Origin of the sequence: Streptomyces sp. NPDC101165, assembly GCF_044768135.1 — a bacterium.
In the GTDB taxonomy this organism is placed as follows: Bacteria; Actinomycetota; Actinomycetes; order Streptomycetales; family Streptomycetaceae; genus Streptomyces.
The window spans coordinates 469,242-484,957 of the sequence record NZ_JBIWPG010000003.1 but is presented as its reverse complement, the minus strand read 5'-3'; the positions used below and the strand labels follow the sequence as shown (position 1 = coordinate 484,957).

At 71.8% G+C, this 15,716-nt stretch carries 15 protein-coding genes; 13 read left to right on the top strand and 2 right to left on the bottom strand.

The annotated features are described in order from the left end of the window. Positions 1 to 228 precede the first annotated feature (228 nt). The 7 genes from ACIRVH_RS08820 to ACIRVH_RS08790 all read left to right on the top strand — a co-directional run bounded on the left by ACIRVH_RS08820 (position 229) and on the right by ACIRVH_RS08790 (position 8,004). Positions 229 to 1,167, top strand: coding sequence for an NAD-dependent epimerase/dehydratase family protein (locus ACIRVH_RS08820; RefSeq protein ID WP_403949778.1), 939 nt, complete (start codon positions 229 to 231; stop codon positions 1,165 to 1,167). Further along, positions 1,164 to 2,087 carry an RNA polymerase sigma-70 factor gene (locus ACIRVH_RS08815; RefSeq protein ID WP_403949776.1) on the top strand — a complete coding sequence of 308 codons (924 nt, stop codon included), beginning with the start codon at positions 1,164 to 1,166 and terminating at the stop codon, positions 2,085 to 2,087. The genes ACIRVH_RS08820 and ACIRVH_RS08815 overlap by 4 nt, the downstream gene beginning before the upstream one ends. A 535-nt stretch (positions 2,088 to 2,622) precedes the next feature. After that, positions 2,623 to 3,876, top strand: coding sequence for a hypothetical protein (locus tag ACIRVH_RS08810; RefSeq protein ID WP_403949773.1), 1,254 nt, complete (start codon positions 2,623 to 2,625; stop codon positions 3,874 to 3,876). Positions 3,877 to 3,903: 27 nt separating this feature from the next. Beyond that, on the top strand, positions 3,904 to 4,341 hold the full coding sequence (locus ACIRVH_RS08805) for a hypothetical protein (protein ID WP_403949771.1): 438 nt from the start codon (positions 3,904 to 3,906) through the stop codon (positions 4,339 to 4,341). A 116-nt stretch (positions 4,342 to 4,457) separates the two neighbouring features. Next, positions 4,458 to 5,540, top strand: coding sequence for a PLP-dependent cysteine synthase family protein (locus tag ACIRVH_RS08800; protein WP_403949769.1), 1,083 nt, complete (start codon positions 4,458 to 4,460; stop codon positions 5,538 to 5,540). Then, complete coding sequence (locus ACIRVH_RS08795; protein ID WP_403949766.1) at positions 5,537 to 6,796, top strand: MFS transporter; 1,260 nt, start codon at positions 5,537 to 5,539, stop codon at positions 6,794 to 6,796. The genes ACIRVH_RS08800 and ACIRVH_RS08795 overlap by 4 nt, the downstream gene beginning before the upstream one ends. 59 nt (positions 6,797 to 6,855) lie before the next feature. Further along, positions 6,856 to 8,004: a permease gene (locus ACIRVH_RS08790; protein WP_403949763.1), complete on the top strand. Its 1,149-nt coding sequence runs from the start codon at positions 6,856 to 6,858 to the stop codon at positions 8,002 to 8,004. A 19-nt stretch (positions 8,005 to 8,023) separates the two neighbouring features. On the opposite strand, the gene rox is transcribed toward ACIRVH_RS08790, so the two are convergent. Further along, complete coding sequence (gene rox / locus ACIRVH_RS08785) at positions 8,024 to 9,451, bottom strand: rifampin monooxygenase (RefSeq protein WP_403949761.1); 1,428 nt, start codon at positions 9,449 to 9,451, stop codon at positions 8,024 to 8,026. Between the two features lie 251 nt (positions 9,452 to 9,702). On the opposite strand from rox, the gene ACIRVH_RS08780 reads away from it, so the two are divergent. From ACIRVH_RS08780 to ACIRVH_RS08765, 4 genes are all read left to right on the top strand, one after another. Then, positions 9,703 to 10,128, top strand: coding sequence for a hypothetical protein (locus ACIRVH_RS08780; RefSeq protein WP_403949759.1), 426 nt, complete (start codon positions 9,703 to 9,705; stop codon positions 10,126 to 10,128). A 103-nt stretch (positions 10,129 to 10,231) separates the two neighbouring features. Then, complete coding sequence (locus ACIRVH_RS08775) at positions 10,232 to 11,155, top strand: hypothetical protein (protein ID WP_403949756.1); 924 nt, start codon at positions 10,232 to 10,234, stop codon at positions 11,153 to 11,155. A 200-nt stretch (positions 11,156 to 11,355) separates the two neighbouring features. Beyond that, entirely contained in the window at positions 11,356 to 12,639 is a 1,284-nt protein-coding gene (locus ACIRVH_RS08770; protein WP_403949753.1) for an FAD-dependent oxidoreductase, read from the top strand. Between the two features lie 296 nt (positions 12,640 to 12,935). Next, entirely contained in the window at positions 12,936 to 13,685 is a 750-nt protein-coding gene (locus tag ACIRVH_RS08765; protein WP_403949965.1) for a GNAT family N-acetyltransferase, read from the top strand. 28 nt (positions 13,686 to 13,713) lie between these two features. On the opposite strand, the gene ACIRVH_RS08760 is transcribed toward ACIRVH_RS08765, so the two are convergent. Next, positions 13,714 to 13,878: an alpha/beta fold hydrolase gene (locus ACIRVH_RS08760; RefSeq protein WP_403949750.1), complete on the bottom strand. Its 165-nt coding sequence runs from the start codon at positions 13,876 to 13,878 to the stop codon at positions 13,714 to 13,716. Between the two features lie 125 nt (positions 13,879 to 14,003). On the opposite strand from ACIRVH_RS08760, the gene ACIRVH_RS08755 reads away from it, so the two are divergent. Both ACIRVH_RS08755 and ACIRVH_RS08750 read left to right on the top strand, forming a co-directional pair. Next, positions 14,004 to 14,159, top strand: coding sequence for a hypothetical protein (locus ACIRVH_RS08755; RefSeq protein WP_403949964.1), 156 nt, complete (start codon positions 14,004 to 14,006; stop codon positions 14,157 to 14,159). Positions 14,160 to 14,334: 175 nt separating this feature from the next. Then, positions 14,335 to 15,705, top strand: coding sequence for an MFS transporter (locus ACIRVH_RS08750; RefSeq protein WP_403949747.1), 1,371 nt, complete (start codon positions 14,335 to 14,337; stop codon positions 15,703 to 15,705). The last annotated feature ends 11 nt before the right edge of the window (positions 15,706 to 15,716 follow it).

The window sequence follows — 15,716 nt, the reverse complement described above, 5'->3', positions numbered from 1 at the left end:
AAAGGCTCACCAGTATTTTCCGGGGGGCTTTCATACCGCAGCCGGGAACGGAGCCCCCGCCATCCCGGTGCCGGCCGTGCGAAGTACTCCTCCCGCGGTACACCTGGCGAGAGTGCTATCGGGAGGAGCGCGCGGCACCGCTTTCCAGGCCTTCTGCGCCCCCATGTCACAGCCTGCCGGGCTGTCTCGTCTCAGCTCTCGGAGACAGGCTCCGGCATAGGGAAGGTGATGGTCATGCGGGTGTTCGTGGCGGGCGGGTCCGGGGTTCTGGGGCAGCGGCTGGTGCCGCAACTGGTCGCGCGGGGGCATCAGGTGACGGCCACGACGACGAACAGGGCCAAGCTGGGCCTGATTGAGCAGCTCGGCGCGGAAGGCGTCGTGATGGACGGGCTGGACGCGGACTCGGTCGGTGAAGCGGTGGCCAAGGCGCAGCCGGACGTGATCGTGCACCAGATGACCGGGATCAGTCTCGCCCACGCCGGCAAGCCCGACCTCAAGCACTTCGACCGGTGGGCCGTCCCCACCATCCGGCTGCGCACCGCGGGGACGGATCACCTGCTGGCCGCGGCCGTGGCGACCGGGGTGCCGCACTTCGTCGCGCAGGGCTACGCGAACTGGAACGGTATCCGCGAGGGCGGCTGGGTGAAGACCGAGGAGGACCCGCTGGACATGCACGAGGGAACGCCCGCGTACCCGGCGATGGCGGCGGTTCGTCACGTCGAGGACGCGGTCGGCAGGTTCGGCGGTGCGGTGCTGCGATACGGCGGGTTCTACGGGCCGGGCGCCACCGACGACCAGCTCGTGCTCGTGCGCAAGCGGCAGTTCCCGCTGGTCGGGGACGGCACCGGGTACGCCTCGTGGGTGCATCTCGACGACGCGGCGAGCGCCACCGTCCTGGCCGTGGAGCAGAGGGCGAGGGGGGTGTTCAACATCGTCGACGACGAACCGGCCCCGGAGAGCGCATGGCTGCCCTATCTGGCGGAGTGCGCGGGGGCGAAGCGGCCGATGCGGGTCCCCAAGTGGCTGGCCCGGCTGCTGGCCGGGCAGGTGGTGGTGACGATGATGACCGAGGGGCGCGGCTTCTCCAACGCCAAGGCCAAGCACGAGCTGGGCTGGCAGCTGCGCTATCCGTCGTGGCGACAGGGATTCAAGGAGGGACTCGCGTGACCCGGGTCGAGGAGTTCGAACAACTACGGCCGCTGTTGTTCTCGATCGCCTACCGGATCCTGGGCAGCGTGAGCGAGGCCGAGGACGCGGTCCAGGAGACCTGGCTGCGCTACGAGTCCTCCCCCGTACAACCCACGTCGGTCAAGGCCTACCTCTCCGCCGTGGTGAGCCGGATCTCGATCGACGTGCTGCGCTCGGCCCGGGTCCGGCGCGAGGAGTACGTCGGCCCGTGGTTCCCCGAACCGCTGCTCACCGACCCCTACCAGGACCCGGAGCGCTCGGCGGAACTGTCCGACTCGCTGTCGATGGCCGCCCTGTTGCTGCTGGAGCGGCTCAGCCCGCTGGAGCGCGCGGTCTTCGTCCTGCGGGAGGTGTTCGCCTTCGGCTTCCCGGAGATCGCCTCGGCGGTGGGCAGGTCGGAGGCGGCGTGCCGCCAGCTCGCGGTGCGGGCACGGCGCCACATGGACGCGGGCCGGCCCCGTTTCGAGGCCGACCGGCAGGAGCGCGATGAGCTCGCCGAGCGGTTCTTCGAGGCCTTCCGGGAAGGGGACGTCGACGCGCTGCGGGAGCTGCTCGCGGCCGACGTGGCGATGGTCGGCGACAGCGGCGGGAAGGCACCGCAGTGGGGCCGGGGCATCTTCGGCGGCGAGAACGTGGCCCGGCTGCTCACCTCGTTCGTGACCGCGCTCGTCCGGATCGGCGTGACGTTCGAGCTGCACGAGGTGAACGGCCAGCCGGGTGCGATCTTCCGCGACGCGGACGGCAAGATCCTCAACACCTGGACGCTGGACGTGCTCGACGGCCAGATCCAGACGATCCGGTCCGTGGTCAACCCCGACAAGCTCGGGCACATGGGTCCGGTGGCGGACGCCTGGGCGATCGCCCGCGAGGCGAACCGGGTCCGCCGGTCCACGGACTGACTCAGATGCCGACGGACTCGCCGACGCCCGGCTTGGTGAAGGCGAGTCCCGGCACGAGGACGCCGAAAAGGCTTCCGACGATGCTGCGGCCGACGTCGTTTCAGCAGGCCGTCGTGCGTGTCCCTGAGCTGGATCCTGTCGAAGCAGGCCGACCAGAACGACATCGGCACCTGGAGCGACCGCACCGACGTCGCCGCCCCGTCCGGCCGCAAGGGCATCTTCTCCTACGCGAACATGAACCCGCTGGGCCTCGGCGAGTTCCCGGAAATGCGACATCGGAGCCCGATGTTCCGGGGAATTCCGACGAGCACAGCCGACGGGAAAGCCGGGGACGGCCAAGGCAACGGTCGCGGCCACGGCCGAGAGAGGCCCGGGGAAAGCCAGAGAAAGCCAAGTAAGCGCCTGGTAAGGCGTCGTGAGAAAGCAACGACGTGCGGAACCCTCGGCGTTCGGGCCCCCTCTAGAGGAGTGACGCCGTGCGGTGCCCGGGTCCTCGGCCGTCCCGCCGGAGCCGGGCGGAGAGGAAGGACGGAACGTGCGGAACCGGGAGACGGCGCGAGCCGTACCCAGGGGCGGAGCGCGCATCGGCCGGATCGGGCGTTCTCCGGTGCGGCGGCACAACGCGCTGCTGACCCTGTGGACAGCCGTCTGGTTCGTCGTGGCCGAGCGTCATGGGGCCGTGTCCTGGCATTATCTGAGAACCGGTCAGCAACTGCTGTTCAGTCAGATCCCCGGCGGTGGGCTCGCGCTCTACGCCAACCATCCCGAGCTGCAGATCGGCCCGGTCAGCTTCCTGGTCGCCGCGCTGTTCGAACCGTTCCCCGTCGAGGTGGGCGAGAAGCTCGCCGACGCCTTCATGTCGGGCCTGGGCCTGTACATCCTGGTGCTGGTCGGCCGTGCCGCCGCCGACCACAACCGGGGCTCCGGGCTCAACCACAAGCGCCTCCAGCAGCGGGTGCTGGTCGCCGGGGCGGCCTTCATCCCGATGTGGGTGGAGGTCTCGGTGCGTTTCGCGCATCTCGACGACGTCCTGGCGCTGTTCTTCACCACACTGGCCGTACGGGCACTGGTCCGCTCCAACGCGACCTGGGTCGGTGTCCTGCTGGCGCTGGCGGTCGACTCCAAACCCTGGGCTGTCGGCTTCCTGCCCCTCCTCCTGGCGCTGCCGCGCCCCGCGCGCCTGCGCTCCGCAGCGTGGGCGGTCGGTCTGGTGGCCGCGGCCTGGCTGCCCTTCTACCTCACCCACATGGAGACGCTGGCCGCGGCCCACTTCACCATTCCCAACCAACCGGCGTCGTCCCTGCGCTGGTTCGGCGTGCACGATGCCGCCACCCCCTGGTGGGACCGCCCCGCCCAGATGGCCCTGGGGATCGCCCTGGGCGCGCTGGCGGTCCACCGGCACCGCTGGCCGGCGGTCGTACTGCTCGCCGCCGACGCCCGGATCGTCCTGGACCCGAGCGTGTACACGTACTACAACGCCTCGGTCCTGCTCGGCACCCTGATCTGGGACTCGATCGGCCAGCGCCGTCTGGTCCCCTGGGTCAGCTGGGTCGCCCTCATCTCCCTGTACGGCAGCGCCCTGCTGGTCCCCTCCGATTCGGCGAGGGGCTTCATCCGTCTCGCCTTCGCGGTCGGCTCCGCCGCGTACGTCCTGTGGTGGCCTCAGCGCACACCCCGGGGCAGACGCAGGGGTCGACGGTCGCAGAGGCGACCGCCGTGGCCGTCCGAGGGGGACGCCGTGGAAGTGCCTCAGCAGAGAGCCGAAACACCCCTGATGGAGACAACTTAGGGTGATGGTGCGATTACTCTTTGCGCCGTGAGGGTTTGCCCGGATCACCCCAGCGGCCGCTCGGCGTTGCGCGCCGTGACGGCCGTCGCGGTGCTCCTGGCCGCCCTGATGCACCTGCTGGCCTGCGCACACGGACCGACGTCGCCGGCCTCGGCGCGGTCGGACACGGTCCCGACCGCCCGCGTCGCCCTCGCTCAGGCCGATGCCCCCTCGCCGGACCCCGCCTGCCTGCCGTCGGACCCGGACCACGACGACGAATCGCACTGCTGCGGCGGAGACGAACCGACGATCCAGGCACCGCGGGGCGCGGCCCGGTCCCTGCCGACGGTTCACGAGGCGCTGCCGGTCACCGTGGCCGTCTCCCGTTCGGCGTGCGTGGTGCCGTCGGCGCACCCTCCGGCCGCCGGGACGGCCGACTTCTCCCTGGGACCCTCACCGGCTCGCCTGGGTGTGTGGCGGACCTGATCGCCCCTCGGCCACGCCCGACTCCCCCGCTGGTGCCGGGCGTGGCGGCCGATCACCGTCCTCCCCCTACCCACGGCCGGTCGCCGCCCGCGGCCCGGCCGCAGGAGAAGCACGCCATGAACGACCCCACCAGCAGTCTCCCCGGCCTCGTCGGGGACACCCCGGTCCTGTGGATCGGCGCACCCTTCACCGCCGCCGGACGCGGTTTCTGGGCCAAGCTCGAAGGACACAACCCCGGGGGCATCAAGGACCGCGCCGCCCTGTACATGGTGCGCGCGGCCCGGGAACGTGGAGCGCTGCGGCCCGGCGCCCGGATCGTGGAGTCCACCTCCGGCACCCTCGGCCTCGGCCTGGCCCTGGCCGGCGCCACTTTCGGGCATCCCGTCACGGTCGTCACCGACACCGGCATGGAGCCCCTGATGACCGGCCTCCTCACCGCCCACGGCGCCGAGGTCGAGGTGGTCGAGGCCCCGCACCCCACCGGCGGCTGGCAGCAGGCCCGGCGCCACCGGGTCGCCGAACTCCTGGCCGCACATCCCGGCGCGTGGTGCCCGGACCAGTACAACAACCCCGACAACGTCGCCGCCTACGCCCCGCTCGCCCGTGAACTGGCCGCCCAGCTGGGCCGTGTCGACGTCCTCGTGGTCTCCGTCGGCACCGGCGGGCACTCGGCCGGCATCGCCTCCGTACTGCGCCGTCACTCCCCCGGGCTGCGCGTCGTCGGGGTCGACGCGACGGGCTCGACGATCTTCGGGCAGCCCGCAGCACCACGCCTGATGCGCGGCCTGGGCAGCAGCATCCATCCGCGCAACGTCGCCTACGGCCTCTTCGCCGAGATCCACTGGGTCGCCGCCCCGGAAGCGGTGTGGGCCGCCCGTCGCCTGGCCCGCGACCACTACGCGACGGGCGGCTGGAGCGTCGGCGCCGTCGCCCTCGTCGCGCGCTGGCTGGCCCGCACCCGGTCGGCCGGCGAGCGGATCGTCGCCGTCTTCCCCGACGGCCCGCAGCGCTACGTCGGCACGGTCTACGACGACACCTACTGCCGTACGCACGGCCTGCTCGGCCACCCACCCGCCGACGATCCCGACGAGATCGCCCACCCCGGCGTACGGGCCGTCACCCGCTGGACCCGCTGCGCCCAGGTCGTCGACCCGCTCGCCACCGGCGATGTCCCGCAGCCGGCCGGGGTCGCCCGATGAGGCAGCTGTGGCGGCAGACCCGCTCCTTTCCGCCCGCCGTACGGCTGCTGATGGCCAACCAGTTCGGCATCAACCTCGCCTTCTACATGCTCATGCCCTACCTGGCCGCCCACCTCTCCGGCCAACTGGGTTTGGCCGCCTGGGCGGTCGGTCTGGTGCTGGGCGTGCGCAACTTCTCCCAGCAGGGCATGTTCCTGATCGGCGGCACCCTCGCCGACCGCTTCGGCTACAAGGCGCCGATCATGACCGGGTGTCTCCTGCGCACCCTGGGCTTCGGTCTGCTCGGCTGGGTCGACAGCCTGCCCGCCCTGGTCGCCGCCTCCGCGGCCACTGGCTTCGCCGGCGCCCTGTTCAATCCGGCCGTGCGTGCCTGCCTCGCCGTCGAGGCGGGCGACCGCCGCGTCGACGCCTTCGCGACGTTCAACGTCTACTACCAGGCGGGCATGCTGCTCGGCCCGGTGGTCGGACTCGCGCTGCTGGCGGCCGACTTCGGCCTGGTGTGTGCGGTGGCCGCGGCCGTGTTCTGCGCACTCACCCTGCTCCAGTGGAGGGCCCTGCCCGCCCGGCACGTCGAGCCTGGGGGCGCCGGGCGGGACCACGTGCTGACGCAGTGGCGCACGGTCGTCGCCAACCGGCCGTTCCTGCTCTTCGCCACGGCGATGATCGGCTCGAACGTGCTGATCTTCCAGATCTACCTGGCTCTTCCGCTGACCGCGGCCCACGCCCTCGGCTCGCACGGCACGACGCTGACCAGCGGGCTCTTCGTGGTCTCGGCCGCGGTGGCCGTCGTGGGACAGCTGCGGCTGACCGGCTGGGCGAAGGAGCGATGGGAACCCGCCGAGGCGCTGGTGCGGGGTCTGGTCGCCATGGGGCTGGCCTTCCTCCCGCTGGCGCTCACCCCGCACGGCTCGTCGGTCGGGGTGCCGGCCGCGCTGTTCGTGGCCGTGGTTCTGCTCTCGGCGGGAGCGGCGGTGACCTATCCGTTCGAGATGGACACGGTCGTCGCCCTGTCCGGGGGCCGCCTGGTCGCCACGCACTACGGCCTCTACAGCACCGTCTCCGGTCTGGGCATCACCCTCGGCAACCTCGTCACCGGCGCCCTGCTGGACTTCGCCGCGCGGCACGACGCGTTCTGGCTCACCTGGACGGCCCTGACCGGCACCGGACTCGCCTGCGCCACCGCCGTCAGCGGCCTCGCCCGCGCCGGCCACCTGGCGCGACGGCTGCCGCAGCCCCTCCCGGCACAGCATGCGTGACACCACACCGCGATGCAGACTCGACCCGAGACAGGCCCGCCGCCACGAAGGGTGCGTACATGCATGCGATCGGCCATGCGCTGGCCATTGCCGGCTCGATGACCTGGGCGATCACCTGGGCGCTGATCCTGGGCTTCGCCCTGTCGGCGGTCGTTCAGGCGGTGGTGCGCAGGGCGACGATCGTACGGCTGCTCGGGGACGACCGGCCGCGTACGCTCGCCCGGGCCGCGGGGCTCGGCGTGGCCTCGTCCTCCTGTTCGTACGCGGCTGTCGCACTCGCCCGCTCGCTGTTCAGCAAGGGGGCGAACTTCACCGCGGCGATGGCGTTCGAGATCGCCTCGACCAACCTGGTGGTGGAACTCGGCGTCATCCTGGCGCTGCTGATGGGCTGGCAGTTCACCGCCGCGGAGTTCGTCGGCGGCCCGGTGATGATCGTCGTGCTGGCCGTCCTGTTCCGTGTCCTGCTGCGCGAGCGCCTGCTCCGCGAGGCACGTGAGCAGGCCGACCGCGGGCTGGCGGGGTCCATGGAGGGGCATGCGGCGATGGACATGTCCGTGCAGGGCGAGGGCGGCTTCGCCCGGCGGCTGTTCTCCCGCGAGGGGTTCACCTCCGTGTCGCACATCTTCGTCATGGAGTGGGCGGCGATCCTGCGGGACCTGGTGGCGGGCCTACTCATCGCCGGGGCGATCGCCGCGTGGGTGCCGGACGAGTTCTGGCGTACGTTCTTCCGCGCGGACGACCCGGCCGTGGCGAAGGCGATCGGGCCGCTCATCGGCCCGCTGGTGGCGATCGCGGCGTTCGTCTGCTCGATCGGGAACGTGCCGTTGGCCGTGGTGCTGTGGAAGGGCGGCATCAGCTTCGGCGGCGTGATCGCGTTCATCTTCGCGGACCTGGTGATCCTGCCCATCCTGAACATCTACCGGAAGTACTACGGGTCACGGACGGCCGTCTTCCTCCTCGCCACGTTCTACGTGGCGATGGCGGTCGCCGGGTACGTCGTGGAGTTCCTCTTCGGCGGACTCGGCCTGATCCCCGACCAGGCCGATGCGAAGCTCCCCGAGGAGGGCGTCAGCTGGGACTACACGACCTGGTTGAACATCGCGTTCCTGCTGCTCGCCGCGGTCCTCGTCGTCCGTTTCCTGCGCACCGGCGGACCCGCGATGCTCCGGATGATGGGCGGCTCACCGGAGCACGCGGAAGTCGCGTGACCTGTTCGGGGCTGCGTGTTCAGCCGGCGGCGGCACCGAACCACGTGGGCAGCCGGCCGAGCAGCTCCTGCTGGTCCTCACCGGCCCATGCCACGTGGCCGTCCGGCCGCAGCAGCACCGCGGGCACGTCCAGCTCCTCGCTGACGTCGACGACGTGGTCGACCCGGTCCGCCCAGCCCGCCACCGAGAGCCGGCCGGTCTGGTCGAGCAGCAGTCCGCGGCCCTCGTGCATCAGCTCGTACAGGCGCCCCCGTTTCAGCCCCACGTCCCGCAGCCGCCGGCCGAGCAGTTCGTGCCCCTCGCCGAAGTCGTAGCGGATCTCGACCGCGGTGATGAGTCCGGTCACGTACCGGTTCACCTCTTCGAAGTCCATCAGCTTCGAGAACAGCTGCCGCAGCGCGGTGGCACCCGGATCGGTCCCCAACAGGGTGATCTGGGCGCGGGTGTTGTCCAGCACGGCGGCCCCCACCGGGTGCCGTTCGGTGTGGTAGCTGTCCAGCAGCCCCTCCGGCGCCCAGCCGTCGACCGCGGCGGCCAGTTTCCAGCCGAGGTTGAACGCGTCCTGGATGCCGAGGTTGAGGCCCTGCCCGCCGGTCGGCGGGTGGATGTGCGCCGCGTCGCCGGCCAGCAGCACCCGGCCGACCCGATAGCGCTCGGCCTGCCGGGTGGCATCGCCGAACCGGGACAGCCAGCGCGGCGAGTGCACGCCGAAGTCGGTGCCCGCGAAGGCACGCAGCTGCCGCCTGAACTCCTCCAGGGTCGGCGCGGTCGCACGGTCCTCGGCCACCCCGTCGGCCGGCACGACGACGCGGTACACCCGGTCCCCGCTGGGGCTGACGCCGAACCGCAGCTGCGTCCTGCGGACCTCCTCGACCACGGCGGCGATGACCGACGGATCCTCGGCCACCTCCATCTCGCCCAGCAGCGTCTCGACCCTGGCGGGCTCGCCGGGGAAGGCGACGCCGAGCCGCCCCCGCACCGTGCTGCGGCCGCCGTCGCACCCGACGAGGTACCGCGAGCGCAGCTGCGTACCGTCCGCCAGCTCGACGGCCACCCCGTCCGCGTCCTGGCTCAGCCCGACCACTTCGCTGCCGCGCCGGATCTCGGTACCGAGCTCGAGGGCACGCTCCTCGAGCAGCCGCTCGGTGACCGGCTGCGGGGTGGCGACGCCGTACGGGTGAGCCGTGTCCAACCGGTCCGGCCACGGCTTGGCGATGCCGCCGAAGAGGCCGCCGACCTGAAACTTCTCGCTGACCGCCAGGAACCGGTCCAGCAGGCCGCGCTGGTCCATCATCTCGACGCTGCGCGCGTGCAGGCCCTGCCCGCGGGACTGCTCGGTCGGCTCGGTCAGCTTCTCCAGCACGACCACGCGCACGCCGTGCAGCCGCAACTCGCCGGCCAGCATCAAGCCGGTCGGTCCCCCGCCGACGACGATCACGTCGATCATCACTGCCCCCATGTGTTTCCGCAGGTTGTGGCCTCGGCCGGTGATTCTGCGACACGACGGGGGCCTTGCCGCAAGCCCCCTGGTGCGCTATACGTTGAGAGTGGCAAGGAGTGGTCGACCTCCTTGCCTTTCTTCATGCCGTCCGGCCTTTTCCGTCCGGCCCTTTTCTTCACGGGTACCCCCACCAGGTATGGTCGTAGCGCTGACCACACCCCGGTGGTCCGCGGCGGCCGGAGGGAGGACACGTCATCATGGGCGACGCACGCACCCGCAGGCCGGGCATCACCCGGCTGCTGACGTTGTGCGCGATCCTGCTCGGCCTGTTCCTCATGCACGGCTCCCCGGCCGCGACCGTCGACGGCTGTCACGGTCGGACGGGGTCGGCCGTCGTCATGCACGACGGTCACGAGTCCGCGACGGCATCGGCGGAGCCCGCAGGGACCCGGCCCGGCATACTCCGGGCCGCGGACGACATGGCCGCGCACGGGAAGCTGTGCGTCGCCACTCCCGCCGAGCAGCGCATCCCGCTGCCCGTGGTGCCGCTCACCGCCCTCTTCGCACTCGCCGCACTGGCGACCTGGGCCGTGCACCGCGCATGGCGTCCCGGCGGGACCGGGCGGCGCGGGCCACCGGGCGGACGTGGTCTCCTCCTTCAGGTGTGCATCGCGCGGACGTGACAGGACCGCGCCGGAGCAGCCCCTCCGGGCTGCCCGGCCGCAGCGTCCTGATCACCCCGCGCGCCACCCGGCGTGGTGCGCCCCCCGGAAAGACACCCCAGCGATGTTCGCTTCCACCCGTTCCACCGTCCGTCGCCGCGCCCTCGCGGCCGCCGCCACCGCAGCCGCCCTCGCCCTGACATTGGCCGCCTGCGGGTCCTCCGACGACTCCGCCATGCCCGGCATGCACCACAGCGCCAAGCCGTCCGCGACCTCCGCGGCCGGAGCCGGCTCCTCGATGAACGGCATGCCCGGCATGGAGCACGGGGCCGGCGGCAACGGCCTGGCCGACACCAAGGACGGCTACCGCCTCACCAGCTCCGACACCACCCTGACCGCCGGGAGGCAGACCCCGTACCCCTTCACGGTCACCGGCCCGGACGGCAAGCCGGTGACGGGCTTCGCCCTCGACCAGACCAAGCGGATGCACTTCTACGCCATCCGCTCCGACCTGACCGGGTTCCAGCACCTCCACCCGACGATGGCCCCGGACGGCACCTGGACGGCCGGCCTCTCCTCCCTCGACTCCGGCTCATGGCGCATGTTCGTCTCCTTCACGCCGGACAGCGGGAGCGGCAAGGGCAAGGACTTCGTGCTCAGCCGGACGGTGACGGTCCCGGGCACGGCCGCCAGGACCCGGCTGCCCGCCGCGACCGACAGCACGACGGTCGACGGATACACGGTCACCGTGGAAGGCGAGCCCATGGCCGGCATGGCGCATCCTCTGACGGTACGGATCACCAAGGACGGCAAGCCCGTCACCGACCTCCAGCCGTACCTGGACACCTACGCCCACCTGACCGCCTTCCACGAGGGCGACGCCGCGTTCGCCCACCTCCACCCCACCACCAAGGTCGACGGCGACCACGGGGGCCCGGACCTGTCCTTCCACGCCGAACTGCCCACCGCGGGCAACTGGCGGCTCTTCCTGCAGTTCCAGACCGGGGGCAAGCTCCACACGGCCGCCCTGACGCTGCGCGTGGGCTGACCCCACGGCACGTCGCCCGCCGGCGCCTCCTCCGGAGGTGTCGGCGGGCCGGCCTTCACCTGCGCGGCGCGGTCGCGGACCGTCATCGGCCAACGGTTCGACCACATTTCAGCAATGTATGCCCCATATCGCATCGCTATGCCGGTGATTGGGTAACACTGGGCGACGGAGTGGGGGCGGGTCGACCACCAGGGGGATGCGTGACGCAGTCGCTTCCGGAACAGCACCACACCCATGACCAGGCGTCGGCGGGGAGGGAAGGGGCACCGGTCGTCGTGGTCGGCGCCGGGCCGTACGGACTCTCGGTCGCCGCGCATCTGCGGGCCGTCGGCGTACCCGTTCGCGTCTTCGGTGACGTGATGGGCAGTTGGCGCCATGCGATGGCGACCGGCATGTTCCTGAAATCCACACCGGCGGCCACGGACCTGTCCGCGCCCGAGCCGGGAGGGCGGCTCGCGGACTTCCGGCGGCTGCACGGCGAGCCGGAGCTGACCGAGCTGACACCCATCCCGTGCGAGGTGTTCGTGCGCTACGGGCAGTGGTTCCAGAAGCGGTACGTCGGTGAGGTCGACCCCGCGCGTGTCGTGGCCGTCGACAGGGCGGCGCCCGGCTCCGGGTTCACCGTACGGCTGGACGACGGCCAGGAACTCGCCGCCGCGGCCGTCGTCGTGGCCACCGGTCTGAACGGGCTCGCCCACGTCCCGGACGAGTTACGGCGTCTCGCACCCGAAGGTCCCGGCATCGGGGCCCTGGTGTCGCACACCAGCCACCACACGGACCTGTCGCGGTACGCCGGTCAGCGCGTCGCCGTCGTCGGCGGCGGCCAGTCCGCACTGGAGAGCGCCGCGCTGCTGCACGAGGCCGGTGCAGAAGTACAGGTGTTGGTCCGGGAGCAGCGCGTGCTGTGGGGCATGACACCGGATCTGGCCCGGCCCTGGACCCAGCGGCTGGCCAAGCCCGCCTCGCCACTCGGCACCGGCTGGGTCCTGGCCGCCGTCTGCAAGGCTCCGGGCGGGGTACGACAACTCCCTTCATCGGCACGGCTGTTGCTGTTCCGGCGTGCGCTGGGCCCGTCGGGCGGCTGGTGGCTGCGCGACCGGGTCGAGGGTGTCGTACCGGTGCGCACGTCGTGCCGCGTCACTCGCGCCGAGGCGGCCGGCTGCACCGCGCATCTGGAGCTCTCGGAGCCCCACGGTCGGGGCGCCACGCTCACCGTGGACCACGTACTGGCAGCCACCGGCTATCGCCTCGACCTGGACGTCATATCCTTCCTGTCACCCGCCGTACGCGGCGCGGTGGCATGCGTGCCGGGCTCGAAGGCCCCGCATCTGACAGGCACGTTCGAATCGTCGGTGCCCGGCCTGTACTTCACCGGATCGCTCGCCGCCCCGATGTTCGGTCCGATGATGCGCTTCGTGGCCGGCACGGAGTTCGCGGCCACCCGCATCGCCCGGCATGCCGCACGGCTGACGACGACACGCTGAAGCACGGCCGGTCGGGTCGGGCAGCCGGCGCTGTATCTGCTTGCCGCGCTCGCTCGGGGTATGGCAGTGTTCGGGGAGTTGATCTGCATTCACTCGTGCACGACGAAGGACTGAAGCCATTGATCGCGGCGTCCCACAGCGGCCGCCGTCGGCACTGACCCCGCCCGCTTCCGCGGCAGCGGCCATCAGTGCCCTCGCGTCTCCTCACGGCGGCCCCACGTACATCCCGTGTTCCCGGCTGACAGGCCGGTCCCGCAGCCCTCGTGGCTGCCGCCCAACGTGAGGTCATCTTCATCGTGCACACCGATGTCCAGAATTTCGCCGTCGCCAACCTGCTGCGCCGTCCGGCGACGGTCGAAGTCGGAGGCTTTGTCGTGGGAATCGATCCCACGACGACCAGCCCGTACGTCAACTACGCGACCCCGGTCCCCGGCGCCGAGCCGACCGACCGGGACGTCAGCGCCCTGATCGGGGCATTCCGCGAGCGTGGCCTCAAGCCCCGCCTGGAGTTCGCCCCGGACGCCGCACCCGCCGTCGAACCGGCCCTGCGCCGGGCCGGCTTCGCGACGGAGGCGGTCCATGAGTACATGGTCTGCAGCCCCGCCACGCTGACGGTGCCGACCGGCAGCATCGAGGTGGCGGTACCGGACACCGACGAGGACTACACGGCGATCGACGCCGCCCTCTCCGAGGCGTTCGGCGGCGAGTTCCCCGCTTCTCCGGAGGGCGCGGCCCGGCTGCGGCGCACCCAGGAGAGCGGCGGGGCCGTGCGGTTCGTCCGTGCCGCCGACGGCGGCTGCGCCGGTGCGGCCGTCTGCTCGGCACCCGCCCACGGCACGGCCGAGCTGGCGGGCGTGGGCACCCGGCCCGCATACCGCGGTCGGGGCATCGCGGCCGCGGTCACGGCGGCCCTGGCCGAGACCACGTTCACCGACGGGGCGTCGTCCGTCTGGCTCGAGTACTCGGGCGACGGTTCGCGCCGCGTGTATGAGCGGGTCGGATTCCGGCCCCGGGGCACCCGCCTCTACCTGACGCTCGAAGGGTGACCTGTACCCGGCGGGGGCCGAGCCGTGCTCAGCCCTCGCCGGGCAGCGGGTTCTCCTTCACGAAGCGGCGGATCTCCGCGGTGAGGGCGGCCGGGTTGTCCAGCTTGACCAGGGTGCGGGCGTCGGGGATCTCCACATAGCGCGCGTCGGGCAGCAGCTCGGCGAGGCGACGGCCGGTGGCGGGAGGCATCATGCGGTCCTCGGCGCCCCGGGCCACCAGGGCCGGACGCGTGAAGGAGGGCAGATTGCCGGCCGCCGTGACGTAGCACTCCGGACAGCTGGGTCGACCGTCCCGCCGCGTACTACGCCGAGGGGGGCATCCCCGAGCCCGGCGCCCGGGAGACGGCGAGCTCGGTCATCGCGCTGCTGGAGGGCGCCTTCATGCTCGGCCGGGCCGCGCGCAGCACGGCGCCGGTCCTCGCGGCGGCCAAGGCGGCAGCGGCGATCGTACGGGCGGCGTCGGCGGGCGGGTGACAAGCGCGCAGCCGGCTTCCTGGAGGGGCTCACAGCCGCTTTCTTAGCGGCATGTTAGATCTGCGCGGCGGACCTTGTCCGGGTGCGGAGGCGGCCCGCATGCTCGGGCGCACTCAGGTTCCGGGGGCACTCTCCCGCTCCCCGATCCCACCGGATTTCCCCACCTGGAGCCGCCATGTCTTCGTCTGCCGCCCTGCCCGGAAAGCCACCGTCGGTCTCCCCCGGCAACCGCCGTCTCGCCCTCGTCGGCGGATCCCTGGGCAACCTCGTCGAGTGGTACGACTGGTTCGTCTACGCCAGCTTCGCGATCTACTTCGCCGACTCGTTCTTCCCCGGCGACAACCCGACCACCAAGCTGCTGAACACGGCGGGCATCTTCGCCGTCGGCTTCCTGATGCGCCCGGTCGGCGGGTGGATCCTCGGGCGCGCGGCGGACCGGCACGGGCGCAAGAGCGCGCTCACCCTCACCGTCACCATGATGTCGGTGGCCGCCCTGCTCATCGCCGTCGCGCCCACCTACGGCCAGGCCGGCTACTTCGGCGCCGTGGTACTGCTGCTGGCCCGGCTGCTGCAGGGCCTGAGCATCGGTGGCGAGTACGCCGCCAGCGCCACCTATCTGACCGAGGCGTCCGCCCGCGACCGGCGCGGCCTCGGCTCCTCGTTCCAGTACGTGTCGATGACGTGCGGCCAGCTCCTCGGCCTCGCCATCCTCATCACGATGCAGCACACCCTGACCACGGACCAGCTGGAGAGCTGGGGCTGGCGGATCCCGTTCGTGCTCGGTGCGCTCTTCGCCGGGGTGGTGTTCTGGCTGCGGCGGCGGCTGACCGAGACCGAGGCGTTCACCGAGGAGTTTGGGGCGGACGACCGTACGGACACCGCGCGCGGCACGCTCAGGGCGCTGTGGCAGCACCGCCGCGAGGCCGGGCTGGTCATGGCGCTCACCCTGGGCGGCACGGTGGCGTACTACACGTACACCACGTACCTCACCAAGTACCTGATCGGCAGCGCCGGCCTGGCCAAGTCCACGGCCACCCTCGTGAGTTTCACCGCGCTCACCGTCTTCGCACTGCTCCAGCCGTTCGCCGGGATGCTCTCCGACCGGATCGGCCGCCGGCCGCTGCTGATCACCTTCGCGGTCGGCTGCACGGTGGGCACGTACCCCATCATGACCGCCCTCGGCTCGGCGTCCTCGTACTGGTCGGCGCTGGGGCTGTCCCTGCTGGCCCTGGTCATCGTCACCGGGTACACCTCGATCAACGCGGCCGTGAAGGCCGAGCTGTTCCCCACCCGGGTCCGCGCCCTCGGGGTGGCGCTGCCGTACGCCGTCGCCAACGCGCTGTTCGGCGGGACGGCGGAGTACGTGGCCCTGTGGTTCAAGGACAGCGGTCACGAGAAGGTGTTCTTCTGGTACGTGTCGGGGTGCGCGCTCGTGTCGCTGGTCACCTACGTGCTGATGCCGGACACCCGCAACGCGGCGCTCAGCCGCGCCGAGGCTGAGGCGGAGACCGGTCGCGACCGGTCTCCCGCGAAGGCCGCCGGCTGACGCGATGGTGA